Source organism: Zwartia sp. (assembly GCF_049655405.1).
In the GTDB taxonomy this organism is placed as follows: Bacteria; Pseudomonadota; Gammaproteobacteria; order Burkholderiales; family Burkholderiaceae_B; genus Zwartia.
On record NZ_JBASJR010000011.1, the window covers coordinates 354,129 to 379,019 of the forward strand.

Consider the following 24,891-nt stretch of genomic DNA (forward strand, 5'->3'; position numbering starts at 1 on the left):
GCGATTACTTTTCCTTGATCACATCCACGCGACCGCCGCAACCAACAAAACAACTTCGGTAGTACTCATCACAGCGGTAAGTGTTGGCATTTGCCCAGCACATTGGCTGGCCCAAGCCACAGCCTCTTGCCTCGTCTTTATTTCTTGCGCGTCTCAAACACTGTTGATAATTCCAACGATTACGCTGCTCACATGCGTATGCTTCATTTTGTGCGCGATAACTTTCGTTGGCGCTACACATTTCGCGCAAATTCGCGCACTGGGCTACGCATTGAAGACCCGCCTCTGAGACCGGCGCTTGATATTCGTAACGAACAAAGGTACAGCCTGCCAGCAAGGCAATAAAGAGGCACGCAACAAAGTGGCGATAGAATCTGATCATATATTCCGTTGATTGTATGAGCTTAATGCCAAAGATCGACTGTCTTTTTTTGAATGAGCAGCACTTCATCATTAGAAAAAGTGTGAGTTGATTTCATATAGCCTGAAACAACAATCAGGATTACAGTCTGGCAATGGACAATCGCAAAATCTATTCATTCTGGCGAGACGGCTGGCGCAGCCAACGAGGCGAAATATACGTCGCTATCCAAGGCCTGCTTTTTGCCTGGCTGATCTTTGGCCCCAAAAACTGGCCTCCTCTGGGATCTTGGCCACTCTTTGCGGGCACTGCTGCCACATGGACTGGAATCACTTTGATTGCGCTAGGGTTTTTTATCGCTTTAGCCGCGGCGCTCGGTCTAGGACGGGCACTCACACCTCTTCCAAAACCCAACGAGGTAGGTCAGCTCGTCGCATCAGGTGTGTATCGCTGGGTGCGCCACCCCATCTACACAGGTGTGTTGCTCATGGCTCTGGGCTGGGCTTTTTATATCGAAGGACTGGTCACGCTTTGGAGTGTTTTGTTGCTAGCGATTTTTTTCGACATCAAATCACGTCGTGAAGAGCGTTGGTTACATGAGAAATATCCTGAATATGCGGCGTACACTAAAAAAACACGCCGACTGATTCCTTTTATCTATTAGCGAAAAAAAGACCGGTTCAAAAAAATGAACCGGCCTTTTCTACTGACTCAAACGATCACTTAGACATCAAAACGATCTGCGTTCATGACCTTGGTCCATGCGGCGATAAAGTCTTGGACGAATTTTTCTTTGTTGTCGTCCTGTGCATAGACTTCTGCGTAGGAACGCAACACTGAGTTCGAACCAAACACCAAATCGACGCGCGTCGCGGTCCACTTTGTCTTGCCAGTTTTGCGTTCAACGATGTCGTAGCTATTGCGACCTGTTGGCTTCCATGTGTAGGCCATGTCGGTCAAATTCACGAAAAAGTCGTTGGACAGGACGCCTTCGCGCTCTGTCAAAACGCCGTGTTTCGTCGCGCCATAGTTTGTACCCAAGACACGCATACCACCGACCAACACCGTCATTTCCTGTGCCGTCAGACCCATCAGTTGTGTGCGATCGAGCATGAGCTCTTCGACACTGACTGCATAGTGCTGTTTGGACCAGTTACGATAACCATCATGAATGGGTTCGAGCACGGCGAAAGACTCTGCATCGGTTTGCTCGGGCGTGGCGTCACCACGACCTGGCGTGAACGGCACCGTGACGGTATGACCTGCTGCCTTGGCCGCTTGTTCAATCCCCACTCCACCTGCCAACACAATGACGTCGGCAACGCTAGCACCCGTGGCCTTGGCGATACCCTCTAAAACACCGAGTACTTTAGCCAAACGCTTGGGTTCATTGCCTTCCCAATCTTTCTGAGGTGCTAAGCGGATGCGTGCGCCATTGGCACCACCACGCAGGTCCGACCCACGGAAGGTCCGTGCGCTATCCCAAGCTGTTGCCACCATTTCACTGATGGACAGGCCGCTTGCGGCGATCTTGGCTTTGACAGCGTTGACATCCATGTTCTTGTTGCCAGCAGGGACTGGATCTTGCCAGATCAAGTCTTCTTTTGGTACTTCGGGGCCAATGTAGCGCGTTTTAGGTCCCAAATCACGGTGCGTAAGTTTGAACCAGGCACGTGCAAAAACCTCGGAGAAGTAGGCAGGATCTTTGTGAAAACGCTCGGAGATCTTGCGGTACTCAGGATCCATTTTCATGGCCATATCCGCATCAGTCATCATTGGGTTAAGACGAATGGAGGGATCCTCGACATCGACGGGCTTGTCTTCTTCTTTGATGTTGATGGGTGCCCACTGCCAAGCACCAGCTGGACTCTTCGTGAGTTCCCATTCGTAGCTCAAGAGCAGATGGAAATAACCGTTGTCCCATTGTGTGGGATGCGTGGTCCATGCGCCTTCGATGCCACTGCTCATTGTGTCGCGTCCCACACTTCGCGTCGTGTGGTTCATCCAACCGAGCCCCTGCTCTTGGACGTCCGCACCCTCAGGCGCGGGCCCTAAGTTTGAGGCGCTGCCATTGCCGTGTGCTTTACCGACAGTATGACCGCCGGCAGTCAAGGCAACGGTTTCTTCATCGTTCATCGCCATGCGCGCAAACGTCAAACGCACATCTTGTGCCGTGCGTAGTGGATCGGGCTGGCCGTTCACACCCTCTGGATTCACATAGATGAGACCCATTTGTACTGCTGCAAGGGGATTTTCGAGAGAGGCGCGATTGTCACCATCGTAACGGCTGGAGCCGAGCCATTCTTTTTCTGCTCCCCAGAAAATATCTATTTCTGGTGCCCAAATGTCCTCACGACCAAACGCGAAGCCATAGGGTTTCAGGCCCATCGACTCATAGGCAACCGTGCCAGCCAACACAATCAGGTCAGCCCAGCTTAATTTGTTGCCATATTTCTTTTTAATCGGCCACAGCAAGCGACGCGCTTTATCCAAGTTGACGTTGTCTGGCCAGGAATTTAGTGGCGCAAAGCGCTGATTACCTTTGCCCGCACCACCGCGACCATCCGCGATCCGATAGGTGCCGGCGGAGTGCCACGCCATACGAATCATCAAGCCACCGTAGTGACCCCAGTCGGCTGGCCACCAGTCCTGGCTATCTGTCATCAGGGCGGTCAGATCTTTTTTAAGTGCCGTGACATCAAGTTTTTTGACTTCTTGACGGTAATTGAAACCTTTGAGCGGATTGGTCTTGGTGTCATGCTGGTGCAAAATCTCCAGCTTTAATGCATTGGGCCACCACGCCATTGGGGACTGACTTTCTGTGGTGTTGGCGCCGTGCATCACGGGACATTTACCTTGGTTCGACATAATTGACTCCTTAATCTGCTGAACCCTTAGATTAAAGCTATTTAAAATAAAAACCTAATTGTTTTTATTGATATCAGTCATAGTCTCGTCACAATTTGTATCTATATGTAACCTGCTGGTCTCACCTAGACCGCAGAGTTTGAGATTTTTAGCTCATCGACAACATGACGCACAAAAGAAACCATCAACTGATGCGCATATTGAGCGGGTTTAAGTTGACCGACGACTTCATTGACGTCCACCCCACTTTGCTGCAGAGCGTACGCTCGCCGCATGATGCAAGCACGCATGAGCGAGGGGGTGAACTCTGGATGAAATTGCACGGAAAAAGCTGTTGGGCCATAGCGCAGAATTTGATGAGGATCATGCGCAGAGGAAGCGAGAACCACGGCTCCAGGCGGGGGTGTGACAACCGTCTGTTCGTGCGATAAATTTGCCTCAAATTGTCTTGGAAGGTTCTCTAACAATGGGTCCTGAGAAGCAGCGGCGGTCAATGTCACTGTTTTCAAACCAATTTCTCTGCCAAGTGGGTGATAGTCGACATGTCCGCCAAGCGCATCGGCCATCAACTGATGTCCGTAACAAACACCCAACATGTATTTACCGCTAGGTAGCACCTCAAGTATCCACTTTCGCGTGATTTCACTCCAGCCTTCGCGATCAGTCACCATCGACCACGAACCACTCAGGATCGCGATGTCAAAATCTTCCGACTTTGGCAAGCGCTCTCCATCCGCAGGGCATACGACGTTGAACTCAATATGCTCAGGGGCGAGCGCGCATTTGAACCACTCGCCCTGATCACCAAACACATGAGAAATATCCTCAGGCGCCCGACCCATTTGAATCAAGACGACCCTGCAACGCGAAGTCATATTGCTGAGTCCTTTAATCGACTTTTAGACCAGCAGCCTTGACCACAGCACCCCAGTCAGCGATTTCCTTATCTACAGTTTTAATAAAATCTGCTCGGGGGCTTGCAATGACTTGTGAGCCACTTTGATTGACCTTCATTTTCATCTCAGCGGATGCCATGGCCTTTCGAATTGCAGTTTCTAGATAGCTTACGCGATCAGCAGGCGTGGCTTTCGGAACGAACACACCATACCAATCCGTCACGTTCATATCCTTAATCCCTTGATCCGCAAGAGTAGGAACACCCTTGAATACCCCAAGAAGGTCGCTGTTAGTCGAGGCAATCACACGCAATTTCCCACTTGCAACGAGGCCCTCAACTGACGAGGGTGAAGTCACCACCATTGCAACCTGACCGCCCATCAGGTCAGTCACAGCAGGACCTGCTCCTTTGTATGGGATATGAGTAAGCTGCAATTTTTCCTGAGTGGCCATCCTAGATGTTGTCAGATGTGACAGGGTGCCATTACCTGGCGTGGCAAATGTCAACGTATCAGGCTTTGCTCGGGCATCTGCGATGTAATCATTCATTGTTTTGTATGGGCTATCTGCGCGCACAACAAAGACAACAGGAGCACTCGTCAGTTGAGAAAGAGGCTCAAAGTCCTGCTTGGGCTTAAAACCAGCATTGACGTAAAGGGCTGGATTGACGCCAATGATGCTTGTTTGCGAAGTCAGAATCGTGTAGCCGTCAGGCTTTGCTCTTGCAACCGAAGAGGTACCAAGATTTCCACCTGCGCCTCCACGGTTTTCAACGACAACGGGCTGACCAACAATTGGAGCTAACTCTGCAGCGAGCAAGCGTGAGATTTTGTCATTCCCGCCCCCTGGTGGAAAAGGCGAGACGATTGTGATGGTTTGCTTAGGAAAGTCAGCAAGGGGTTTAAGCTCCTGTGCATGGCTCTCGTTTATCGAAAGCGAGCACAAAACAAGACCTGCGGCGAATGTTCCTAGCGCTGCTTTCATCGTTATTTTTCTAAAATGACTCATGATATGTCTCCAGTTTTATTAGTAGTAGTGAAATCTTGTAAAAAAATTTAAGAAAGCCTAAATATTCTCTTCTCATCCTGATCAATTTGCGCCAATAAATTTGTTTCCCAAGCCAAATATTGTCGCGCGGCTTGTTTATTACCATCATGACGGTCATGCACAAAGAACAGATAGTCGAGACATTCAGCATCCATCGGCATGTCTTTTGTACTTTCAATCACAAGACCTGCGTTCTCCCACTCAGCCTCACCATCCAGACAAAGATGAATGCTCTCGAAACCGAGTTCGTAGGCATCTTTTTTAGCCAAGGACGCGGTAGTGACATCATTCGCAATCATCACTAACTTTGCGCCCGCTTGCATTGACTCTTTCAGTAGCCGATCAAGACGAGGTCGAATGCTCCAGATCGCCCCTCTAATGTGAGCTTTCCGGTATTGCATAGAAGTCCTGAGGTCGCACAGAATAGCGCCCTGATCCAAAAGTGTCGTGATATCTTTTGCGGATACAAAACTTGAAAACGGCACAAGTGTTTCCTTATGTTCTGATTCCAAGGAAATCTGCAACCTATGTGACTCCCCCTCTTTGAGCACAACAGCTTCCCAACCCAACATCATTAGCCATGATGCGACAACGGGTGCACGCACATTTTCATCGTCAATGATGACGAGACGCGCCCCTCGGGTACCAATAAACTGATCAGTCGCTTGGATAAGCTGTCCACCTGGAGTGTGTTGTGCTTCAGGAATCGGGGTAACGAGTATTTCTTCGAGCGTACGTACATCACATAAGTAGGTTGTGCGTGCAGGATCTTTTAACCATGCATTCACTGTCGAAGAATCCACAAAAGAGATTTGGTAGCGTTCGGCGAGCTTCATCGCACGACTCTGCCTAACTTTAAGCGAGCGTTCATCAGGAAAATTTTCTTTATATTTTCGGGAGGCGCCGTGCTCCAGCTTTAAATCTTCAAGGTACCAACCTTGTGTACCATTCTCCAATGCCATTACGGGATTAGGTAGGCCAAGATTAATGAGCGTCTGAGCGCCAACGATACTACGCGTTCTACCAGCGCAATTTACGATGATTGTCGTATTCGGACTTGTGATTAACTCATCAACCCTAAGTGCAAGCTCTCCATTGGGGCAGCAATATGCACCAGGAATACTCATCTTCTGGTATTCCGAATAAGGACGCCCGTCTAGGACAATGACATCCGCTTGCTTTTCTATCAGCGCGTTAAGTTCTTTAGCTGAGATGCGCGGGGTATGAAAAGCATGCTCTGCGAGTTCACCAAAGGCTTTGCTGGGAACATTGACCCCCGCGAAGGTCTCAAAACCAGACGCCTTCCAGGAAGCAATACCACCATCCAGAATATGCACATCACTGTACCCAAGCGCAAACAATCGCTCTGCCGCTCGACGTGCGACCTGATTCGTTTGATCATCGACCAAAACAACTCTAGTATTTTTACGTGGTACTAGGCGAGTGATGTCAGCTTCTAAACGGCTATATGGCGCTGGTATTGCCAGAAATAAATGACACTCACCGAATTGCCCTTGCTCTCGGACATCCAGCAAAGCGATTTCTTTGCCATCATGCAACCATTTCTTTAATGTGTATGCGTCAACCATTTCTGTATGCATGGTTTGAAAAGCTTGATGCAAATCCTCGATCAGATCATCAGGATCCTCTAAACCTATGTGGAGTCGAACAACGATGCCCCTATGGCTCCAATCGCTCAGCACACGCGAATTTGCAAGATCAGCAGGTATCACCAAACTTTCAAACCCACCCCACGAAGCACCTAATCCAAATAAGGATAAAGCATCAATCATCCGTTCAACTTTTTCGCGAGGATATTGAAGCTTCAGTTCAAAAGACACAAGTCCATTACTACCCTTACAGTACTTTTTCCACAGCGCATGATTGATGTCGCTTTCAAGCTCAGGGAAGAAGACTTGTTGGACTTCGGGCTGCATCATCAACCAATTTGCTACTCTTAACGCACTCTCTCCATGGGTTTTCAACCGCATCGGCATCGAACGCAACCCTCTTAAAGCAAGAAACGCATCATCTGGACTGGTGGTTTGTCCAAATCCTATCACTGCTTTTTGTAATTGCTGCCATGTGCGTTTGTTCGCTACGGCTGCCCCCATCATGACGTCAGAATGCCCGCCCACATATTTAGTGGTCGCCATAATAGAGATGTCAGCGCCAAGCACGAGTGGTTGATAAAGCCAACCTGAACCCCAGGTATTGTCAGCCACAATGACTAGGTCAAGATGTGCGACGTGTTCAGCAATTTTGGGCAAGTCAATCATGTCGTACGTCATCGTGCCAGGTGCCTCGACATACAGCATTCGAGTGTTTGTTCTAAGTAGGCTCTCGATGTTGCTGCCGTCAGGGGAGTAAAACGAATACTCAATGCCAAGACCAGCTAACTGCTGTTTGCAAAAGTTACGAACGGGCTCATAAACAGCATCACTGAGTAACAAATGATCGCCCGGTTTCAAAAACGCCAAAAGCGTTGTCGCAATCGCAGCCTGTCCAGTTGGAAACAAAAAACAACGATGTCCCTGTTCGAGTTCGACAAGCGCATCCTCAAGAGCATGCCCCGTATCGTTTCCGCGAGCGCCATACGAAGGTAACCGTTCCAATTCCCGTCGAGAACGTGTATCTTTCCATGCCGCGACAGTTTTAAAAACATATGTACTGGCGCGATTAGGTGGAACATTGACCCAGCCGCTGTCAGGACGGCCCGAACGCAGGAGTTTGGTGATTCGTTTTTTTATTGTCATGATCAACGCTGCGTCTTGACGCCGATATCCATGACAGCGCAAGTCCCATTTTCAAGATCAAAAGCCATTCTCTCGGTCAGTGTTTCAAGTGCCCGCCCATACATATGTAGATGTCTGATCGGCTGATCGCCTTCTATTTTTACGGCATGAATGTCATCCGGCATCAAACCGATCGAGGTCCCGGGTGAAACTTCCACAGTCGCAACCTGTTTCAAAGTCGGGGCTCCAGGCGATGTTCGCTCATAAACATAATTGAGTTCAACTCCCTCCACTGCAGCGATGCACGCCCAAGTAGTGTGATTGTGAGGGACAATTTTTTTCCCAGGACGCATCACATTGAGATAAAGCGCAAATGACTTGTCTGGATCTTCGCTGATGAGATAACGCGCCTGTAGATCGCACTCTGCGGGAGCGGGATAAAGCTCCGCTGACCACCACTCGCGGTGGCTCGCGAGGTCTCGAACAACGGTTTCAACCAAGGTTAAATTGTCACGAGAAAACGGTCCATTATGTGCAATTTTTTTGATATTTTGAATATGAGTATTGATTTCGGACTGATGTGGATTTGACATGCGATTACCCTAATACATTAATAAAATAGCCATTTTTTTCGATTTTGGCAGGATTCATTTCAGTAAACAATTTAAAATGCTTTAAAGTAAACATTAATTTAATTAATGTTTAAATCCACATGCGAAGTCTTGAAATTGATCTACTAAGAACGCTTTTAGCCATTTCGCGACATCAGACTTTTGCCAAGGCGGCTGAAAGCCTACACAAAACCCAGTCCGCTATTACCCAGCAAGTACAACGACTAGAAGAAGTTGTTAACACTCCCTTGTTTGTTAAGCATGGGAGAAAAAAGGTGCTCTCTGATGCCGGCATGCGTCTCGTAGGCTATGCCAGACAGGTTATTGCGCTAAATGATGAAGCCTTAACAACGCTACAAGGTAACCGCTATGCAGGTAGCCTCAAACTTGGCGCACCTCATGACATTGCCGATACGATTCTTCCGCATGTACTCAAACATATCGTACGCACTGCGCCTCATATCCAGTTAGAGATTCGTGTAGATCGCAGTCCATTTCTGATGGATGCTTTACACGCTGGGGAACTCGATTTCACAATATCAACAAGATTCGATGAAAGTCTTGAAGGCGTTGTTCTAAGGCGCTCCCCCACTGCTTGGATTTGTGCGGCAGATTATGTTCACGATCCCAAACAACCCGTACCGTTGATTTTGGCGGACGAGCCAAGTATTTTTCGGAAACTCGCACTAGAGGCCCTTGAACAGGCACCCGGACTGCGTTGGCATATCAGTTATGTCGCCCCAAACCTAGTTGGAATCAAAGCAGCTGTTCGGGCAGGTCTTGGGGTAACAGCGAGAAGCATTGAGTTACTCAGCACAGATATGCGCGTACTCGGCGAACAAGATGGACTCCCAACTTTACCAGACGCCACCTTTTATCTGTGGAAACATTTCAACCCCTCAAACTCATCGACAGAACATGTCTATCAGATGTTAAAAAGCAGCATGGGACTTGTTTAAACGAATGAAGTGCCTGTGATTTTTTCAATCGTACTCACAACTGCGTGACTCAAAGACTTACTATGAATACCGCAGCGATCTAGCTCTCTGAGCAGACCGAGATAATCTCCGTAATATTTCATAAAAATTTTATGAGAATTTTCTACGGACATTGCATGATCTTGGATCACACCAAAAACTGTGCGCGGTTCCTGCAACTCTTCCCATGCAAAATCCACGTAACGCTGCAAGGTTGAATACGACTCATCGTACCGGGAAGCGATCTCGGATACAGGTAATTGACTGTAGTCAACCACCTCAATCGGCTCTGGCGATAAGCGAAGTTGAAACTTGGATAAAAGATTTGTAAGCACGCGCACTGATTCCATTCACATCATTTAATTAGAGTTTTAGACGGAATATTTGGCTAAGAATAACCACAACTTGCGTGCATGTTACACCTCATTTTTCAGCGTAAACCAAAGGGCGTATCGACCTCAAAATCGCATTTACATGCCCTGACTCATCGTGCATTGTTTCCAAAACAAGCATGACTTTACAGCGGTGATCGTGCGGGATCTAATAGGCTTTTACACTTTAAGCGGCGGACACAGAGCCGTGGAGACGAAATGAACATCACCAAAATCCTGACAGCCATCGCCGCAACGTTTCTGACTTCGGTCGCGGTGGCGCAGTCTTATCCTAACAAGCCAATCAAAATCATCGTGCCCTACCCTGCTGGCGGTAACGCCGACATCACAGGCCGGGTATTGGCCAAAAAAATGTCTGACCTCCTTAGTGTCCCAGTCGTCATTGAAAATCGCGGTGGAGCGAATGGCGGGATTGGCACGGATGCTGTGGTCAAAGCGGCGCCGGATGGTTATACCTTGCTGCTTGCGGCAAGCGGACCGATTGTCATCAATCCCGTTCTGTACGCAAAAGTGCCCTATGACCCGATCAAAGATTTGCGTCCCATTAGCCAGGTTCTGACTTTTCAATACGTTTTAGTCGTGCCAACTGCGTCATCCATCAAAAGTATTCAAGATCTCGTGACGCAAGCGCGAAGCCAACCCGGCAAGCTGAGCTATGGTTCCACAGGGATCGGTGGTGGCGGGCACTTGGCAGGTGAAATGTTTGCCATGACAAGCAACACTCAATTTAATCACGCACCATATAAGGGCAGCGCGCCCGCTTTGGTTGATCTGATGGGTGGCCAACTATCCTTTACGTTTGATACGGTCTTGACTGCTTCACCACTCATTAAAGACAACCGTTTGCGTGCCTTTGCCGTGTCGGGTCCCAAGCGTGCAAGTTCTTTGCCTGAGGTTCCGACCATGGCCGAGGCAGGCTTCAAAGACTTTGATGTGACACAATTTATCGGCTTGTTTGCACCCGCTAAAACAGACACTTCGATCGTCCAGAAACTCAATGCTGCGGTGGTACAGGCCATCAAAGATCCCGAAGTCATCCAAGCCTTGCAAACCAAGGGTGGCAATGATCTCGTCGGCAACTCGCCAGACGTGTTCGCTGCGATCATCAGCCGTGAACTGAAAATGTATGATGCATTGATTCAAAAAGCCAAAATCAAGCAAGAGTAAAACTATCGTTCTTCTTTTTTTGGCACGAAACTTGCTTTGTGCTTAAGAGCCCTCTATTGGGGGCTTCAGCTCTGTTTACATTTAAATCTTTTTGAGGAACGCGAGTGAAAGTCATCTCCAATATTTTTAAACTGACTCTGGCCGCCTTGGCGCTGTCATCTACATTCACGACGACTGCCTCGGCCCAAGATGCATATCCCAACAAGCCCATCAAAGTGGTCGTCCCCTTTCCGGCTGGTGGTGCCACAGATATTCTGACTCGCGCGATTACCGAAAAACTTGCTCAGCGCATTGGACAATCGGTCATCATTGAAAACAGACCAGGCGCAGGTGCCAATATTGGTGCGGCCACGGTTGCCAAGGCTGCCCCAGATGGTTACACCCTGTTGATGGGTTCGATTGGTTCACACTCGATCTCTGTCACCTATCACAAGGACCCTGGTTACAACTTTCAGAAAGATCTGATGCCAATTTCCGCGGCTGGTACGCTCAGCAACATCGTAGTGGTCGGCAACGAAGTGCCTGCGAAGAACTTGGCAGAGTTGGTGGCCTATGCCAAAGCCAATCCAGGCAAACTGACCTGCGGCTCCTCAGGTACAGGTGGCTTGATTCATCTTACTTGCGAGATGTTCAAATCTGCAGCAGGCATTGATGTACTCCACGTGCCCTACAAAGGCACCTCTTTATTGATGCCCGACCTGATCTCTGGTCGGGTCACGATGGCGCTCGATACACTCCCCCCTTACTTGTCCATGTTAAAGGATAAGAAAGTCCGCGCACTCGCGATTACGACAGCCAAGCGTTCACCATTAGTCCCAGATGTACCGACAGTTGCTGAGTCTGGTTATCCAGGTTTTGAATCGGTGGCAAGCTATGGATTTTTTGCGCCAGCTGGCACACCAAAAGCCATCATCGACAAACTGAACAAAGATATCAATGCCGTACTGCTTGACCCTCAGCTGAAGGAAAAGCTCTTGGCTCAAGGCATTGAAATCGAAGGCAGCTCACCCGAGGCCTTGCAAGCCTTTGTCAAAGGTGAAGTCGACAAATGGGCACGCGTGATTAAGACAAGCAACATCAAACCCGAGTAATCACTCAGTTTATTCAGGGCGGCTCTGCACACCAGAGTCGCTCTTTTTTTTGTGTGGCCACAACAACAGAGGCGGCAAAACGAGCAACCACGCGATGCGCGTCTGATAGCGAAAGTGTGGCTTAGACAAACCACCGGTCGCAAAGGCATTGGCCAACACCCCAAGCCAAATCATCACAATCAATCCCAAGGCGGTCCAGTTGCGCGATCGGCATGCCCAAACACATAGAAACAAGCTCAATAGAAAGCCAGCAAAGACGGTCAAGGTGCCAATTGCGCTGACGACAGAGACACGCTCCAACATCGTGCCCTGCACTTGTTTTGAGTTTTTATAACGTTCAAGCTCAGCGACTGAAAAGAACTGTTCGACACTTTTTGCAACAGTCAGATCCAGCCAGTCCGAGCTGATGGTGTCGCCAAGCTTGACCATTGAGAGTTGTGTGACAGTGTTTTGAATCGCGGACCACAGAACTTGAAAAGGCCTCGCGCGCACAGTCAAGGCCACAATTTCTGACGCCTCAGGCGCAAGTCCAATGGGACCACCTGGGTGCGTCCATACAGGACCATTGGCGTCCCACATAAAAGAGTCGCTGTCTTTGGCCAGGCGTTCTGTCCATGCACATAAATGCCACGATTTTTCGGAGCAATATTTTTCTAAAACGCTTTTGACGTTTCCGTCTGCAGACATGCGGGCCAACATAAACACTGAGCCAAAGGGCGACACTGCGACCTTGTTAAACGCATACATGGTTGTCCCGACCAAGGCGAAGAGCGCGATCATCAAGGGCAAAACTGCGAAAACAAAGCGTCGCCATCTGAACACCAGCACCACAAGCAGGCATGCTGCAGCGATCACAAGATGTGAAAGATGAACCGCAATCGCCAACGCCCCCAGCAAGCTGACCCACACCGTCATGGTCTTGGTGAGTTTTTTTGAAAAACCCAAGACAAACGTACTCAGCACCACCATGCCTGAAAAAATATCCGGCATGACAAGCGACACGAACCAGGAGGCACCTGACAAAAGCGATAAAACCAAACAGACAAGGAGGTGGCGCAGTGGCGTAACCGTCCCGACTGTCAGCTGAGTCAGCCAGACCAACTGCGAAAGGAGAACGCCTTGGACAAATACCACCCCCCACAACGAATACCAGAAGTGGGACAGCAGCATCCAAGGACCGTAAATAAACGGTTTATCCCAATTGAAGTGGCCGGGGGTTGGCTGGGTAATAAAAACGTGCGTATCGCTGTAGAGCAGCGGATAGCCATTCCACAGAGCCGGCCAAATCAGCAGAGCCCCACCCAGCAGAATGGCGATTAAGTTGAGCGCGCGCAAGGACCTCAAGAAGTCCACGCGCTTAGACTAAACGCTTGAGCCAGCCGTGACGATCAGGTTGACGACCGTACTGAATATCGGTGAGCTCCTGACGCAAGGCCATAGTGAGCTTACCGGCTGGCGCATTTTCATCACCAGCAATAAAGCCGCGACCTTTCAGTGCCGCAATCGGTGCCACCACTGCTGCAGTGCCACAGGCAAACGCCTCGACATAGTCTCCCGATGCAATGCCCTGACGCCACTCGTCAATCGATATTTTGCGTTCTTCGACTTGATGGCCACGGTCTTTTGCGAGCTGGATAATACTGGCCCGTGTGACGCCCTCGAGGATGCTGCCCGTCAAATCAGGCGTAACCAGCGTGCCGTCTTTTTTGACCAAAAAGATGTTCATGCCACCGAGCTCTTCGAGGTATTTACCCTCTTGGGAATCCAAAAACAGGACCTGAGAACAACCATTTTCGTACGCTTCTTTTTGAGGCAACAAGGAAGCGGAGTAATTGCCGCCGCATTTTGCTGCCCCCGTGCCACCGTGTGCTGCGCGCGAATAGTCCTCGACCAACCAAATAGATACTGGCGCCACACCTTTTGCAAAATAGGGACCAACGGGACTTGCAATCACAAAATAGGCGGCTTTTTGAGCCGCGCGGACGCCAAGAAAATTTTCGTTGGCAATCATAAAAGGACGCAGATACAGACTCATGTCGGGCGCAGAAGGCACCCATGCATGGTCGATCGCCACAATTTGCTTGATCGACTCAAGAAACAGGTCTGTCGGCAGCTCTGGCAATGCAAGTCGGTGCGCTGAGCGTTGCATGCGAGCTGCATTGGCCTCAGGACGAAAGGTCCAGACGGAACCATCGGCATGCCGATAGGCTTTCATACCTTCGAAAATCTCTTGGGCATAGTGAAGCACCGAGGCGGCTGGATCCAACAGCAAGGGGCCATAGGGCTTGACCTGCGGGTCATACCAACCATCTTCGACGGTCCAATCGATCGAGACCATGTGATCTGTGAAGTACTTACCAAAACCGGGGTTCGCCAGAATTGCTTCGCGCTCGGCCACCGAGCGTGCATTTGACGAGCGTGTTGCTTTGAAAACCAGAGATGTGTTCGCAGTCATGGAAGTTGTCAGAGGATTGATTATTTGGTTGATTATAGCCACGCACGGACATCGTGCTGAGGGTGAAGATCGTTGCCGACCTGACTACTCTTGGCGCTCCTGCAAACGCCTGAGTAACGCCTCTTGTTCGCGCCGAGTCTCTTCGATTTCCTGCATCAGACCGTCCATATCGACAGGCGTGGTGTCCGCTTCAAAATGTCCGGTCAAGGCATACTCGGGGGTCAACTCTCCCGCTTCGAAAAGTTTCCAAATTTCTTTGCCGTAATCAGTTGTGAGCAATTCTGGCGCAAATTGCCCAAAATAAACAGCCAAGTTTTGAACATCTCGCAGCAACATGGGGCGCGCTTCATTATTGCCGGCCGCATCCACCGCTTGCGGCAAATCGATAATCACGGGACCATCTGTCGCCATCAAAATGTTGTATTCGGATAAGTCACCATGAATGATGCCGGCACACAACATGCGAACGACCTGATTAATCAAATAGGCATGACACTCTCGCGCACGCTCCGGTGTGAGCTCGACATCATTGAGTCTGGGGGCCACATCACCCTCTGCATCGGTGACAAGCTCCATGAGCAACACACCGTCCGTACAAATATAGGGCTGTGGCACGCGAACGCCCGCATTGGCCAAGCGGAATAACGCATCGACCTCGGCATTTTGCCAAAGCTCTTCTTGCATCTGCCGCCCATAGCGCGTGCCCTTTTCCATGGCACGTGCCTGACGGCTGTTTTTGACCTTGCGTCCTTCTGTGTAAGACACCGCATTTTTAAAGCTGCGCTGTTTAGCGTCCTTGTACACCTTGGCACAACGAATAGACTCGCCACTGCGCACGACGTACACGGTCGCTTCTTTGCCGCTCATCAATTGGCTCAACACCTCATCGACCAACCCTTCCTCTACGAGGGGCTTGAGTCTTGGGGGGATCTTCATCGGTGCGCACTCAAAGCATCTTCGACTGCCAATGCGACCGCAGACAAGCGCGCATCATCGCCATGCACAGAAGACAGCATCAGCCCCACTGGCAACTCTCCCTCACGGTGACAAGGCAAGCTGTAGGAGCAGCCGTCCAACAAGTTGATGGTGAAGGTATTGCGCAACATCTGACCATTCGCTTTAAAGAATGCCTCATCGGAAGCAATCAGCTTTTCAAGCTCAGGCGCGACGGTTGGTACCGTTGGGCACATCAGTGCGTCAAAGCCCTCAATGGCGCGTTCAACGCTAGCAATCCATGCACGGCGCTTATCTAGCAGCGCGATGTACTGTTGAGCGGTAATCGGGGCGCCCAGCATCACCCGAGCCGCCACGCGCTGGTCAAACTGAGCCTGTGCGCGAGCCAAGCGCTCGTGATGCACTGCGTAAGCTTCGATAGGCGAGAGTCCGCCAGGTGAGTTGACCTTGGGAATGTCTGCAAACTCGGTCAAGGGGATTTCGATAATCTGCGCTCCCGCAGCAGACAAAATTGACAAGCTACGGTCGAAGGCTTGGGCAACTGTGTGATCTAGGCCATCAAGCACCATGGTCTGGGGCACAGCCAAACGCATCCCAGCGATCGGGCGACGACGCACAGGTAGCAGGGCTCCCGACAGAACCGCATCCACTGTGATGCAGTCCTGAACACTGCGCGTCATGGCGCAAACCGTATCCAGCGCACGGGAAAGCTCTAATGCGCCCTCCAAAGGAACACGATTTTGCGTGCTTTTAAAGCCCACAATGCCACATAGTGCTGCAGGAATCCGAATCGAACCACCAGTATCAGAGCCAAGACCTGCAACAGATAGACCCAACGCCACCGATACACCCGCGCCCGACGAGGAGCCGCCTGGCACGCGTGCCACAGTCTGATCGGTTGGATTCACGGGTGTGCCATAGTGGGGATTGATACCGATTCCTGAGAAAGCAAATTCGGTCATGTTGGTTTTGCCCACAATCGCCGAACCGGCTGCGCGTAAACGTGCCACTACAGGGGCATCCTGAGTTTGAGCAGGTTCGCCCTGACATACGACGGAGCCAGCCATCGTGGTTTCACCCGCCACACCATACAAGTCTTTAATCGACACAGGCAAACCAGCTAAGGCAGGCAGCGTCACGCCAGCCTTGTGTGAGGCGTCAGCTGCGCGCGCCGCGGCAAGTGCAGCCTCGGGGTATATTTTAGTAAAGACGCTCTTAGCAGCCGGCAAGCCCGCTGCTTCCAGAGCACCGGCGACAAGCGCCTCGCGGGTTGTTTCTCCGCGCGTCAGGCGCTGGTTCAGCTGTTCGATTGTTTCGTGAATGTGGATCATTAAAGAGGCTCTTCGTTTGAGGCGCTTGCGCGCAAGGACAATCCGACAATGTAAGGAACACCGAGCGTGGGGTCAAGCGAGCTTTTGTAGGCGCTCAGTTCAAAAACGGGGCTATCCCCTAGCTCGATAGGTCTATTGGTACTTTTGTGGTCTTTTAAAGAGATAAAATAAGTTTCGCATCGTTTGATGCAACCTCATACAGGATACGACTATGCAACCATCACGTCGCCAGTTCATGATCTACACTACCGCCGGTTTGGCCTCATTGACGATGGCCAGTCAGGCACAGGCCCAAGCCATGCTCGGCGAAGCCGAACCCACCGCCGTTGCATTGGGCTACAAGGCAGATGCCAAGACAGTTGAAAAAGCAAAATTTCCTAAGTTCGCCGATGGCCAACTTTGCTCAAACTGCCAGCTTTACGCCAGCAAATCCGCTGACGCAGGCACCTGTACTATTTTCCCAGGAAAATTGGTTGCCGGTCCAGGCTGGTGTAATGCGTACATCAAGAAAGCTTAATGTCTTGAGTCGTTAGCTGAGAGATTCCGTTATTTCTCAGCAGAAAGTAAAAAAGCTGCAACAGAAACTCTGTTGCAGCTTTTTTATTTATCAGTGATCAATTACTGAGCAATGACGCGTGCTTCTGTGCCAGAACCTTCAATGTAGACCTTTTGACCAACGCGCAAGTTACCCGTCGGCTGCGTCACGCTGACCAAGACACCACCGCTTGTACGCACGAAAATCTGCTGGCCTTCGACGGGTTTGTCATAATGCTTTTGGATTTCATTGCCTGCGACAGCACCACCGATCGCGCCTAAAACCATTGCAACGGTTTTGCCAGTACCGGCACCGATCAGCGCGCCGATTCCAAGACCACCCAAGCCGCCCACCACGGCGCCAACACCTGTTTCATGGTTGTTTTTAATCTGAGTCGCATTGATCTGCTCGATCACGCCTGAACGGATTTCCATAGGCGCACTTGGCGTTGTCGGTGCGCACGCGACCAAACCGACTGCAACCATCAAAGAAAGTGCAATTTTCGAAATTTGTTTGAACATGATCATTCCCGTTAAATTTGTTAATCTTTGTTAAATCCACAAGCTAAGTGTAACGCTAAGCGGGTGCTTTTAGCCATCATCGTGATTGAGACGGAATCGTTTCACTCGTCCTTAGGAGATCGACATGAAATTTAAATTTGCCCTAGCTGGTGCTTGTGTAGCGTTGTTGAGTGCAGCAAGCGCTGTGAATGCTCAAGTACCCAAAGCTTCTACGACGACCCAAGAATTCGTCGCAATGTGCAGCAAAACAACTGATGTCGCTGCACAAAATTTCTGTCATGGCTTTAGTCAGGGCGTGTATGAAACCTACCTGATTACCCGTCACCCCAAAAGAGCAAAGCCCTTCATCTGTGCTGAAAGCTCCAAAAATACCCGTCAAGACTATATCAATGGCTTTATGACTTGGTCAGCTTCCAATCCTAAGTTCAATCAAATTTCAGCCGCCGACACGATTTTGCGTTATTTGGGCGAAACCTACCCATGCAAAAAGGGCTGAACCCCTTTAATACGATTGAGCGAAGCCTTGCAACACACGCTTGTTTGACTTCAAGCACATTTGAATGAATGCACTTTAGGAGCAATATCCATGAAAAAAACTTTGTTGGCCCTTCCCCTTATTGCAGCCTTGGCCTTGACAGGCTGTTCAAACATGAACACTACACAACAACGTGAGCTCTCTGGCGGTGCGATTGGCGCGGCCGCAGGCGCAGGCATTACAGCAATCGCTGGCGGCAATCCCATCTGGGGCGCCATTGGTGGCGCTGCAGCCGGTGTGCTGGGTGGTTATATTTATGACAAGCACGAACAAGGTCAGTGAAACTGAACTGCTTTATGGTTTAACTGTTTGAATTCAGTGCAGACATCCGTGCTTAGCCAGAAGCGCGTTTTACCCAAAAGCCTCGTTATTTACGGGGCTTTTGATTTTTCCAACGGCGATGGACCCACCACCATTGCTCGGGGTGACGGATAATCGAAAGCTCAAGTGCTTGGTTATACGCACGCGTATTTTTAATGATTTCCTGACCTACATCATCGTCCAGCACGGGATTCAGCGCAGGAAAAAACTTGAGTACATGCGTGCCATCAGGCTCGCGCCAAGACGCAGCAGGAATCACGGGGGCACCAGTCGCCAAGGCAATCACGGCCATACTTTTATAGGTTCCCGCTGCCTGACCAAAGAACTCGACCTCAATCCCCTCAGGACGACGCGCATATTGATCGAAGGGGAACACAATCGCATCGCCTGACTCAATCGTAGAGACGATTTCTTCGAGTGAGCCCCGTCGCCCCACTACGCCAAAACCTGCTTGATTAAAACGTCGGGTCAGCAAATCGCTGAGCCACTTTGGCTTGATCGGGCGTCTCAAGAAATGGATGCGCCCTTTGACCTGCGGAAAATGCTCAATCCCAGCGACTGTGGACACCTCGAAATTGCCAAAGTGTCCTGTCAAAATCAAAATCCCCTTGCCTGCCTCGAACGCTTCGATCATGCCATCGACACCTTCGACACGTACGATGGATTTTTTGCGCGCCTCAGACAAAAAACGAAACTGAATGAGCTCTTTTAACAGCGATAACAAATGACTGTAATGAGCCTGCGCAAGCAAAGCAATCTGCGAAGGCGCAACATTTGCACCATACACACGATTGAGATTTTCTAAAATCACAGCACGACGGTAAGGTAACCACCGAAAAAGAAAACGTCCGCCCCAAGAGGGTTTGAGGATGCGTTGAATTCTCAGCGCCACAGCCGTGGCCGTTGATTCGCTATGGGTCAGGGATATTTTGATTGTTTGAACCAGGTGGCGGCCCATCACGATTTCAGCTGCGGGCGAAGCCACGATATGAGGCGCGCCATATTCGTCTTTGACGACGGAAAAATCCATGGCGGTAATCGTGTTGAGCGCAGTTTCTCGGGGAAACAACTTGAGGCAGGCTTCTTTGGCCGCAAAGCGGGCAGCGAGACTTGCGACCCGACCGGGCCCATTTCCCGCATCCTCAATTTCGCGTTGAGAAAAAAGCTTGTCTAGCTCGCCTGGCATCGCCTCAATCAGGCGTGCGACGCGCGCAATCTCGACAGTGTCGACTGCGCAACCGTCTGGCAAGGAGGCTCCGTCAAGCAAAACGTTCGGCTGAGCGTTCGTTTGCGTCACACCATTCAACATTCGCGCGATGCGCGCAACAGAACGGCCGCATTGGTGCCGGCAAAGCCTCGACACAACACCAAAACAATGTCGCTACGTGCAGGGCGGTTCTCACGGCTCACATTGAGACCCGAACAACCTGCCGCAAGTTGTTCAAGGTTTGCAATCCCAGGTACAACATTTCGACGACATGCTTCCAAGCCCAGAGCCACATCTATCGCGCCAGAGGCTGCAAAAAGATGACCAATCGACCACTTGAATCCCGTCACAGGAGGCATATCAGCACCGAACACTCGCAGTAACGCGGCCGCCTCAGAGCAGTCTGAACCTTGCGTACCATTTGCGTGCGCCACAATCATTCCGACATCGGCAGGCTTGAGACCTGCGTCAGAAAGCGCACACTCGATCGCGCGACTCAAGCCATCACCATCCTCACGTACATCAAAGATGCCTTCACCCTCTGAAGCATCACCGCCCCCGAGGTATTCACCCAAAATCTTTGCTCCGCGCTCTTTGGCAGAACTCTCCGTCTCTAAAACGAGAGATGCAGCACCCTCTCCCAGCAAACAGCCATTGTGGCGTTCGTCGTAGGGACGCAATAAATCCTTGGAGATCAAACCCACTTTGTCCAGATAGAGCAAGGTTTGTGGCTCGATCGGCGCATCATGACCAATCGCCACCACACGCTGCGCATCTCCTTCGCGCAATGCCCAGGCACTTTCGATCACCGACAACACGCCACTCGTCGTGTGATTGGTGATGCAGCCATTGGGGCCTTTTAGCTGATTACGGATACTTACGTGACAGAGCACGTTGTTAGGCAAGGAACGCAGTAGCCACATGGGATTGACCATATTGGACAATTCCTGACCAAACTTAGCCAGACTGCCACCTGTTTCAGCCATCAGAGGAAAGTAGTCGTAGTTCACCTCAAACGCACCACCACCCGACCCAACATAGCATCCGGTCTGGTCTGCATAGTCATTGGCCGCCTTTTCATTCAGCGTCTCGCGCCAGGCGGGCAGGCCGGCTTGCTCAATCGCCTGTGTCCCTGCATAGATTCCAAACACATCCGAGCGACGGACTAATTTGAGCAACTTGCGATCGCCCAACAGCTTTCCGCCGTTGTAGTCCTTGACCTCGGCTGCCAAACTGCCGTTCCACCTTTCAGCGTCCCATGCAGCAATCGGAGCGAGCGCCGATTGTCCTTGGAGCAATGTGTCCACAATACTGGCGGGGTCTTGGCCTGCGCCACAAATCGCACTATTACCAGTGATCACAATACGGGTCATAACTATTACCGTCCTGCAGCGATCAACGCTGCGGTTTCTTCGGGGTGCCTGAAAGCCAAACAACTATTACTGCCACCAAAACCAAGGGAGTTGGAAAGGGCCATACCGATGCGCGCGGGTCGCGGCACATCGCGCACAATGTCCACAGCGCAATCAGGGTCGAGTTCGCGCAGATTGGCGCTCGGGGGCATCAAACCATCCCGAATCGCCAAGGCACAAAATCCAGCCTCAACGGCTCCGGCTGCAGCAATCAGGTGACCTGTGACGCTCTTGGTTGAGCTGACACCCACCTGCATGGCGCGCTCACCAAAGACGGCATGAACTGCCGCGCACTCGCTGCGGTCATTCATTGGCGTCGAGGTGCCATGCGCATTCAAGTATGTGATATCGGCCTCAGTAGCACCGGCATCGACAATGGCGCGGCGCATCGCTTGAATCGGGCCATCACCCGAGGGGTGGGAGTCGGTAATACGGTATGACGACAACGAATTGCCATCACCTGCCAACTCGGCATAAATCGTAGCGCCACGCTGGACTGCGCTGTTCCACTCTTCGAGGACGAGGAAACCAGCACCCTCACCCAGCACAAAACCGTTACGCGTCAAATCAAACGGGCGGCTGGCACGTTCGGGGGCATCATTGTCAGGCGAAACGGCGGATAGCAAACAAAATCCCGATAAGCCAACCGGTGAAATCATTGAATCGAAACCACCCGTGAGCACGCGATCGGCGACACCGCGACGAATCAAACGCAACGCTGTGCCGATGGCTTGGCCACCTGACGCACATGCGGTATGGACTGTCGAGGCATAGCCACGTATTCCGAAACGACGGAGTAACAAGGATACGCCCGCTGTCGACAAGCTGCGACTAAAAGCCATCACATCGCTGGCAACCGGTTCAGACAAAATCGCAGAAGGTTCGAATTCACCCTGAGGAGCGGCAGCCCGTTGAATGGCGGCAATTTCTTCGTGCGCCACCGTCATCATGCCAGCGCCCACCACACAACCCCAGCGCGCAGCGTCTTGTAGAGTCGGTCGAATGCCTGCATCTGCAATCGCCTGATCCGCTGCGCCAATGGCAAAACGATGGGCGCGGCTTGCGTACTTGAGCAGCTTGCGATCGTCAAGAGGCGGCAGATCGTCAAAGCCTTTGACTTCGGCGGCGATACGTGTGGAAAAACCGGAGGCGTCAAAAATCGTAATAGGACCAGCACATCCCTTGGCGGCCTTGATGCGCGCCCAAGTCGATGCCACATCCAAACCTGCTGGTGTGACAAGCCCAATGCCAGTAATCGCTACGCGACGTCTTGCGGTCATGCGGTTTCTCCGGAGTCAGGGACAAAGAACATCTTGGCACCTGCAATCGTACGGCCCTCAGCTTGAGCGCCGACTTTAATCAAAATAGGTTCAACGTCGGATTGACCTGGCTCGGCGACCTCAGCAAACAATACCAGTGTTGCGCAGGGAGCAGTAAAGGCTCGCACCTTGACGTTGGTAATGCGCTGGACGCGCACGGGACCGCCTGCCAAGCTTTTCGCCAGACGCTGAGCGAGCTGCAACTGCGCATCCAGCATCAAGGTCGCGGGAAAGACGGGGCGCCGAGGAAAGTGGTCTAAGAAAAACTCGGCCGCAGCGGGCACGGATAAATTTGCCTCAAGGCGCTGAGTGCCTTCTCCAGCCAAATCGGTCAGTACAGGGCTGGGAACGCCTTTGAAGGCGCCAGGCTTGCGGCCTGTTGAGGTCAGCAAGGCAAAGTCAGCTCTCAAAGCATCTGGCTCATCAAACTCGAGGATATCGAGCATCGAGCCCAAGGTATCGCTGAGCTCTAGAACGAGCTGCCCCTCAACCAGCGCACGACCACGGTACTGGATGGATTCAGCATCACACGACTCAATAGCCACAATCAACTCAAGCGTGTCACCCGCTTTGGGTAAGCGATGCATTCGCGTGTCACCCGCCAGCGCAGCAACGGGACGGTGAGTAAAGTCGACAACCGACATCGCCACCCACGCAGCAAGCTGCCCGATCGCCTCAGCGACCAAGCTCACAGGAAAGTGAGAGACCTCAGTTGGGATCGTATAGAGACCGGATACGCGGGACGTCCCTTCGATTTGAGTAATGCGATCGACGAACGAAAAGGCCGCGAAGCGGCAAACTAAACCACAAGCACCACCCGAACCACCGTCTGGCGAGGCCTCAGAGGCCTGCGCCATTGAGACTGCCATATCAGCCAGCGGCTTGTGACTCACGCTGAGCGCGGATCACGAGCTTGCAGAAAGTTTCAGGGGTGTAGAGACGCGCAATGTGATCGACACGCATGGGCGTTTTGAAGCGTGATGCATCGATTTCGGACAAATACTCACGTAAACGCGCCAAACCTTTTTCGGTCAGGATACCGTTTTCTTCGAATTCGGCAACAGGCATATCGCCGCGCACGTCTTCGATGATCTTGCCGCGTGGAACCTTGATTTTAAAGGCGCGCTCAAGACGGAACACCATATCCAGAAAGTCGATTGACTCAGCGTCCAGGCCCTCAATCAGAGAGACGTCCAACTTGATGTCATCTACATCGCAGCCTAGTGCATCGGCCATCGTTTTTTGAACGGTCGGGAAGACCGCCATGATTTCTTCTTTAGAGATGACTGCTTCAGCCATGATTTACTCCGTATATGTCAACGCGCGCTATTTTAACCCAACTATAGGGAAATCCCGCCTCGCAAAACTGCTGAGACAGGCATCATGCCCCCTGTTTCAGCCCATTTTAAAGCCGCCATCGACATAAAGGATCTGTCCGGTGACGTATCCAGCCATATCTGACACTAAGAATGCTACTGCATTCGCAACGTCTTGGGCCGCACCATACCGTTTTAACAGAATGTTGCCCTTTACCTCATCTTCGGCCAAATCCCGGACTTGTTGAGACATTTCAGTCTCAATCACACCTGGCGCTACTGCATTGACCAAAATCTTGCGTGGAGCCAGTTCGACAGCCATTGCTCGAGTCAGGGCATCAACAGCACCCTTGCTCGCAGCATAATTGGCCTGACCACGACCGGCTTTAGCGCCTGCGACCGAGGAAAGATTGACGATACGACCAGCGCGCTGGGACATCATATAAGGAATCACCGGCCGAGCAACGTTAAAGACGCCACCGACATTGGTGTTGAGAACTGACGCGATCTCTTCATCTTCCATCGCAGCCATCAGGTTGTCGCGCACGATCCCTGCATTATTGACAAGGATATCAATGCGTTCACAACGTTCGCCAATGGACTCAACCGCTGCAGCGCATGCGGCAGCATCACTCACATCCACTTGCAAGGCAGTGGCCTGTCCGCCCGCAGCTGTCACAGCCGCGACCACGTCCTCTGCCGCAGCTTGATTGCCTTTGTAAAAAAAAGTCACATTGACGCCCTCGCCAGCGAGAGTTTCGACGATCGCACGACCAATTCCACGTGAGCCGCCCGTCACGATGGCGACTTTGCCAGATAAACCTGATTTGAACGTCATA

25 protein-coding genes are annotated in these 24,891 nt (G+C 51.2%); 7 read left to right on the forward strand and 18 right to left on the reverse strand.

The annotated features are described in order from the left end of the window. Nucleotides 1–4 precede the first annotated feature (4 nt). Nucleotides 5–382 carry a hypothetical protein gene (locus WBJ47_RS09540; protein WP_422246556.1) on the reverse strand — a complete coding sequence of 126 codons (378 nt, stop codon included), beginning with the start codon at nucleotides 380–382 and terminating at the stop codon, nucleotides 5–7. A gap of 133 nt (nucleotides 383–515) precedes the next feature. Between WBJ47_RS09540 and WBJ47_RS09545 the strand changes: the two genes are divergently transcribed. After that, on the forward strand, nucleotides 516–1,025 hold the full coding sequence (locus WBJ47_RS09545; RefSeq protein WP_422246558.1) for a methyltransferase family protein: 510 nt from the start codon (nucleotides 516–518) through the stop codon (nucleotides 1,023–1,025). Between the two features lie 59 nt (nucleotides 1,026–1,084). Here the strand turns inward: WBJ47_RS09545 and katG are convergent, their stop codons facing one another. From katG to WBJ47_RS09570, 5 genes are all read right to left on the reverse strand, one after another. Next, entirely contained in the window at nucleotides 1,085–3,229 is a 2,145-nt protein-coding gene (gene katG / locus WBJ47_RS09550; RefSeq protein ID WP_422246559.1) for a catalase/peroxidase HPI, read from the reverse strand. Between the two features lie 125 nt (nucleotides 3,230–3,354). After that, on the reverse strand, nucleotides 3,355–4,104 hold the full coding sequence (locus WBJ47_RS09555; protein ID WP_422246560.1) for a glutamine amidotransferase: 750 nt from the start codon (nucleotides 4,102–4,104) through the stop codon (nucleotides 3,355–3,357). Between the two features lie 13 nt (nucleotides 4,105–4,117). Next, on the reverse strand, nucleotides 4,118–5,134 hold the full coding sequence (locus WBJ47_RS09560) for a Bug family tripartite tricarboxylate transporter substrate binding protein (RefSeq protein WP_422246561.1): 1,017 nt from the start codon (nucleotides 5,132–5,134) through the stop codon (nucleotides 4,118–4,120). Nucleotides 5,135–5,181: 47 nt separating this feature from the next. Further along, complete coding sequence (metC, locus tag WBJ47_RS09565) at nucleotides 5,182–7,929, reverse strand: cystathionine beta-lyase (RefSeq protein WP_422246563.1); 2,748 nt, start codon at nucleotides 7,927–7,929, stop codon at nucleotides 5,182–5,184. A gap of 2 nt (nucleotides 7,930–7,931) precedes the next feature. After that, on the reverse strand, nucleotides 7,932–8,501 hold the full coding sequence (locus WBJ47_RS09570; protein WP_422246565.1) for a hypothetical protein: 570 nt from the start codon (nucleotides 8,499–8,501) through the stop codon (nucleotides 7,932–7,934). A gap of 119 nt (nucleotides 8,502–8,620) precedes the next feature. On the opposite strand from WBJ47_RS09570, the gene WBJ47_RS09575 reads away from it, so the two are divergent. After that, a complete protein-coding gene (locus tag WBJ47_RS09575; protein WP_422246567.1) occupies nucleotides 8,621–9,478 on the forward strand; it encodes a LysR substrate-binding domain-containing protein in 858 nt (285 codons plus the stop codon). Here WBJ47_RS09575 and WBJ47_RS09580 read toward each other — a convergent pair. Continuing rightward, entirely contained in the window at nucleotides 9,475–9,831 is a 357-nt protein-coding gene (locus WBJ47_RS09580; RefSeq protein WP_422246568.1) for a hypothetical protein, read from the reverse strand. The two genes, WBJ47_RS09575 and WBJ47_RS09580, sit on opposite strands and share 4 nt — an antisense overlap. Nucleotides 9,832–10,086: 255 nt before the next feature. Between WBJ47_RS09580 and WBJ47_RS09585 the strand changes: the two genes are divergently transcribed. Both WBJ47_RS09585 and WBJ47_RS09590 read left to right on the forward strand, forming a co-directional pair. Beyond that, nucleotides 10,087–11,055, forward strand: a complete 969-nt coding sequence (locus tag WBJ47_RS09585; RefSeq protein WP_422246570.1) for a Bug family tripartite tricarboxylate transporter substrate binding protein — start codon at nucleotides 10,087–10,089, stop codon at nucleotides 11,053–11,055. A 104-nt stretch (nucleotides 11,056–11,159) separates the two neighbouring features. Then, nucleotides 11,160–12,146 (forward strand): Bug family tripartite tricarboxylate transporter substrate binding protein, encoded by a 987-nt coding sequence (locus WBJ47_RS09590; protein ID WP_422246572.1) that lies wholly within the window; start codon nucleotides 11,160–11,162, stop codon nucleotides 12,144–12,146. 9 nt (nucleotides 12,147–12,155) lie between these two features. Here WBJ47_RS09590 and WBJ47_RS09595 read toward each other — a convergent pair whose 3' ends face one another. The 4 genes from WBJ47_RS09595 to WBJ47_RS09610 form a co-directional block, all read right to left on the reverse strand. Next, nucleotides 12,156–13,481, reverse strand: coding sequence for a hypothetical protein (locus WBJ47_RS09595; RefSeq protein WP_422246574.1), 1,326 nt, complete (start codon nucleotides 13,479–13,481; stop codon nucleotides 12,156–12,158). A gap of 22 nt (nucleotides 13,482–13,503) precedes the next feature. Then, nucleotides 13,504–14,601, reverse strand: coding sequence for a branched-chain amino acid aminotransferase (locus WBJ47_RS09600; protein WP_422246576.1), 1,098 nt, complete (start codon nucleotides 14,599–14,601; stop codon nucleotides 13,504–13,506). 84 nt (nucleotides 14,602–14,685) lie between these two features. Further along, nucleotides 14,686–15,537 carry a PA4780 family RIO1-like protein kinase gene (locus WBJ47_RS09605; protein WP_422246578.1) on the reverse strand — a complete coding sequence of 284 codons (852 nt, stop codon included), beginning with the start codon at nucleotides 15,535–15,537 and terminating at the stop codon, nucleotides 14,686–14,688. Further along, on the reverse strand, nucleotides 15,534–16,886 hold the full coding sequence (locus WBJ47_RS09610) for an amidase (protein ID WP_422246579.1): 1,353 nt from the start codon (nucleotides 16,884–16,886) through the stop codon (nucleotides 15,534–15,536). Before WBJ47_RS09610 ends, WBJ47_RS09605 begins: the two co-directional genes overlap by 4 nt. Nucleotides 16,887–17,097: 211 nt before the next feature. Here WBJ47_RS09610 and WBJ47_RS09615 point away from each other — a divergent pair, with 211 nt between their 5' ends. Further along, nucleotides 17,098–17,403, forward strand: a complete 306-nt coding sequence (locus tag WBJ47_RS09615; protein ID WP_422246581.1) for a high-potential iron-sulfur protein — start codon at nucleotides 17,098–17,100, stop codon at nucleotides 17,401–17,403. Nucleotides 17,404–17,504: 101 nt separating this feature from the next. On the opposite strand, the gene WBJ47_RS09620 is transcribed toward WBJ47_RS09615, so the two are convergent. Next, entirely contained in the window at nucleotides 17,505–17,942 is a 438-nt protein-coding gene (locus WBJ47_RS09620) for a glycine zipper 2TM domain-containing protein (protein WP_422246583.1), read from the reverse strand. A 124-nt stretch (nucleotides 17,943–18,066) separates the two neighbouring features. Here WBJ47_RS09620 and WBJ47_RS09625 point away from each other — a divergent pair, with 124 nt between their 5' ends. Together WBJ47_RS09625 and WBJ47_RS09630 are read left to right on the forward strand one after the other, a co-directional pair. Beyond that, entirely contained in the window at nucleotides 18,067–18,438 is a 372-nt protein-coding gene (locus WBJ47_RS09625; RefSeq protein WP_422246584.1) for a Rap1a/Tai family immunity protein, read from the forward strand. A 90-nt stretch (nucleotides 18,439–18,528) separates the two neighbouring features. Next, complete coding sequence (locus tag WBJ47_RS09630; protein ID WP_422246586.1) at nucleotides 18,529–18,759, forward strand: hypothetical protein; 231 nt, start codon at nucleotides 18,529–18,531, stop codon at nucleotides 18,757–18,759. A gap of 85 nt (nucleotides 18,760–18,844) precedes the next feature. Here the strand turns inward: WBJ47_RS09630 and WBJ47_RS09635 are convergent, their stop codons facing one another. From WBJ47_RS09635 to WBJ47_RS09660, 6 genes are all read right to left on the reverse strand, one after another. Next, nucleotides 18,845–20,107, reverse strand: a complete 1,263-nt coding sequence (locus tag WBJ47_RS09635; RefSeq protein WP_424585353.1) for a 4'-phosphopantetheinyl transferase superfamily protein — start codon at nucleotides 20,105–20,107, stop codon at nucleotides 18,845–18,847. After that, the gene (locus WBJ47_RS09640; RefSeq protein WP_422246590.1) at nucleotides 20,101–21,378 is read right to left on the reverse strand and encodes a beta-ketoacyl-[acyl-carrier-protein] synthase family protein; all 1,278 of its coding nucleotides are present in this window, start codon (nucleotides 21,376–21,378) and stop codon (nucleotides 20,101–20,103) included. Before WBJ47_RS09640 ends, WBJ47_RS09635 begins: the two co-directional genes overlap by 7 nt. 5 nt (nucleotides 21,379–21,383) lie before the next feature. Next, nucleotides 21,384–22,697: a beta-ketoacyl-[acyl-carrier-protein] synthase family protein gene (locus WBJ47_RS09645; protein ID WP_422246592.1), complete on the reverse strand. Its 1,314-nt coding sequence runs from the start codon at nucleotides 22,695–22,697 to the stop codon at nucleotides 21,384–21,386. Then, entirely contained in the window at nucleotides 22,694–23,629 is a 936-nt protein-coding gene (locus WBJ47_RS09650; RefSeq protein WP_422246594.1) for a hypothetical protein, read from the reverse strand. The genes WBJ47_RS09645 and WBJ47_RS09650 overlap by 4 nt, the downstream gene beginning before the upstream one ends. After that, nucleotides 23,607–24,035: an acyl carrier protein gene (locus WBJ47_RS09655; protein WP_422246595.1), complete on the reverse strand. Its 429-nt coding sequence runs from the start codon at nucleotides 24,033–24,035 to the stop codon at nucleotides 23,607–23,609. Before WBJ47_RS09655 ends, WBJ47_RS09650 begins: the two co-directional genes overlap by 23 nt. A 96-nt stretch (nucleotides 24,036–24,131) precedes the next feature. Further along, the gene (locus WBJ47_RS09660; protein ID WP_422246597.1) at nucleotides 24,132–24,890 is read right to left on the reverse strand and encodes a 3-oxoacyl-ACP reductase family protein; all 759 of its coding nucleotides are present in this window, start codon (nucleotides 24,888–24,890) and stop codon (nucleotides 24,132–24,134) included. Between the last annotated feature and the right edge of the window lies 1 nt (nucleotide 24,891).

Coding starts and splice junctions, on each gene's coding strand:
- WBJ47_RS09630 (WP_422246586.1), top strand. CDS start 18,529: ATGAAAAAAACTTTGTTGGCCCTTCCCCTTATTGCAGCCTTGGCCTTG.
- WBJ47_RS09645 (WP_422246592.1), bottom strand. CDS start 22,697: ATGACCGCAAGACGTCGCGTAGCGATTACTGGCATTGGGCTTGTCACA.
- WBJ47_RS09635 (WP_424585353.1), bottom strand. CDS start 20,107: ATGTTGAATGGTGTGACGCAAACGAACGCTCAGCCGAACGTTTTGCTT.
- WBJ47_RS09545 (WP_422246558.1), top strand. CDS start 516: ATGGACAATCGCAAAATCTATTCATTCTGGCGAGACGGCTGGCGCAGC.
- WBJ47_RS09560 (WP_422246561.1), bottom strand. CDS start 5,134: ATGAGTCATTTTAGAAAAATAACGATGAAAGCAGCGCTAGGAACATTC.
- katG (WP_422246559.1), bottom strand. CDS start 3,229: ATGTCGAACCAAGGTAAATGTCCCGTGATGCACGGCGCCAACACCACA.
- WBJ47_RS09575 (WP_422246567.1), top strand. CDS start 8,621: ATGCGAAGTCTTGAAATTGATCTACTAAGAACGCTTTTAGCCATTTCG.
- WBJ47_RS09540 (WP_422246556.1), bottom strand. CDS start 382: ATGATCAGATTCTATCGCCACTTTGTTGCGTGCCTCTTTATTGCCTTG.
- WBJ47_RS09605 (WP_422246578.1), bottom strand. CDS start 15,537: ATGAAGATCCCCCCAAGACTCAAGCCCCTCGTAGAGGAAGGGTTGGTC.
- WBJ47_RS09625 (WP_422246584.1), top strand. CDS start 18,067: ATGAAATTTAAATTTGCCCTAGCTGGTGCTTGTGTAGCGTTGTTGAGT.
- WBJ47_RS09570 (WP_422246565.1), bottom strand. CDS start 8,501: ATGTCAAATCCACATCAGTCCGAAATCAATACTCATATTCAAAATATC.
- WBJ47_RS09555 (WP_422246560.1), bottom strand. CDS start 4,104: ATGACTTCGCGTTGCAGGGTCGTCTTGATTCAAATGGGTCGGGCGCCT.
- WBJ47_RS09600 (WP_422246576.1), bottom strand. CDS start 14,601: ATGACTGCGAACACATCTCTGGTTTTCAAAGCAACACGCTCGTCAAAT.
- WBJ47_RS09640 (WP_422246590.1), bottom strand. CDS start 21,378: ATGACCCGTATTGTGATCACTGGTAATAGTGCGATTTGTGGCGCAGGC.
- WBJ47_RS09655 (WP_422246595.1), bottom strand. CDS start 24,035: ATGGCTGAAGCAGTCATCTCTAAAGAAGAAATCATGGCGGTCTTCCCG.
- WBJ47_RS09620 (WP_422246583.1), bottom strand. CDS start 17,942: ATGTTCAAACAAATTTCGAAAATTGCACTTTCTTTGATGGTTGCAGTC.
- WBJ47_RS09610 (WP_422246579.1), bottom strand. CDS start 16,886: ATGATCCACATTCACGAAACAATCGAACAGCTGAACCAGCGCCTGACG.
- metC (WP_422246563.1), bottom strand. CDS start 7,929: ATGACAATAAAAAAACGAATCACCAAACTCCTGCGTTCGGGCCGTCCT.
- WBJ47_RS09585 (WP_422246570.1), top strand. CDS start 10,087: ATGAACATCACCAAAATCCTGACAGCCATCGCCGCAACGTTTCTGACT.
- WBJ47_RS09615 (WP_422246581.1), top strand. CDS start 17,098: ATGCAACCATCACGTCGCCAGTTCATGATCTACACTACCGCCGGTTTG.
- WBJ47_RS09660 (WP_422246597.1), bottom strand. CDS start 24,890: ATGACGTTCAAATCAGGTTTATCTGGCAAAGTCGCCATCGTGACGGGC.